Origin of the sequence: Enterobacter sp. CCUG 70166 (genome assembly GCF_020224095.1) — a bacterium.
In the GTDB taxonomy this organism is placed as follows: domain Bacteria; phylum Pseudomonadota; class Gammaproteobacteria; order Enterobacterales; family Enterobacteriaceae; genus Enterobacter; species Enterobacter intestinihominis.
The window spans coordinates 1-1,055 of the sequence record NZ_NRIQ01000087.1; the positions used below are offsets into that span (position 1 = coordinate 1).

1 protein-coding gene is annotated in these 1,055 nt (G+C 47.6%); it reads right to left on the reverse strand.

Annotation, left to right across the window (positions count from 1 at the left end; all coding sequences use genetic code 11):
* Positions 1-278 precede the first annotated feature (278 nt).
* Complete coding sequence (locus tag CKK19_RS24865) at positions 279-848, reverse strand: recombinase family protein (RefSeq protein WP_001749988.1); 570 nt, start codon at positions 846-848, stop codon at positions 279-281.
* Positions 849-1,055 lie beyond the last annotated feature (207 nt).

Here is a 1,055-nt window from a genome sequence, read left to right on the forward strand (position 1 = left end):
CTAACTTTGCAACAGTGCCCCTGAGATACAATTATTCGCTCCCTGAAGTGATGCAAACTTCCTGCTGGAGGTGATCAAGTAATTTGCGAGTGAGTGATCAACTGATTTGCGAATGGGGGATCAGATACATGCGAATACACAGGGAGGGGGCTGGGCCGGGCGATCCGGTCAGCGTTGCGGTTTCCGGCGATTTGCGGCCGGTGGCCGGTTAAGTCCGGCGCGGACGCCTTCCATGCCCTGACGGGCATAAGAAAATAAAACCGCCATGCTGCGGTCATTCATGATTTTGTGGTGTAGCGATAAATAGTCATGCGAGAAACGTTGAAGCGCTTAGCAACTGCACCAACTGTCATTTCAGGATCAGCAAGTAAGATTCTAATTTGTTTAACATCTTCTTCAGAAAGTGACGGTTTTCTCCCTCCCACACGGCCCCTTGCGCGTGCAGCTGCAAGGCCTGAGCGCGTTCTTTCAATATTGCGGTTGCGTTCAAAGCTAGAGAATATCGCCATCAGATGCGTATAGATTTCCCCTATAACTGGCGCATTTGTGTCTATTCTGTCCTTGATGGCTATGAAAGTTATTCCGCGTTTCTTCAGGTCGTCGAGTAAAGTAATGACTTGACCCAATGAACCGCCGAGCCGATCTAGTGCCCAAACTACTAGGGTATCTCCCTCGCGCAATGCTTTCAGGCAGTTCTCCAGTTCCGGCGCACCTTTTTTGTCGCGCTTGGGGCCGCTACGTGAGGTCTGATCCTGATAGATTTGCTCACATCCAGCTTTTGTTAGTTCGTCAACCTGGTGCGCCACATCCTGAAGATGCGTAGATTTACGTGCATAGCCGATTTTCATTCTTTTCACGCTAATTAGTTATGGGGTTATTGTTATGTTGATATAGTAACGAGTTTTGTTACATGAGGGGAGTCATTTTTCGGGAGAAGTCAGGACTTTTCAAGACTGTCACAAAAACCATCGTTTTTGATACATTAATTTAACCAATAGGTTGCAGATCAAATCGCCTGTAACAGCCTTTCTGGCTGTTTGTCGTTTTCAGAAGAC

What these genes read in the sequence shown, in the direction of transcription:
- CKK19_RS24865 (WP_001749988.1), bottom strand. Translation starts at nt 848, where the DNA reads ATGAAAATCGGCTATGCACGTAAATCTACGCATCTTCAGGATGTGGCG.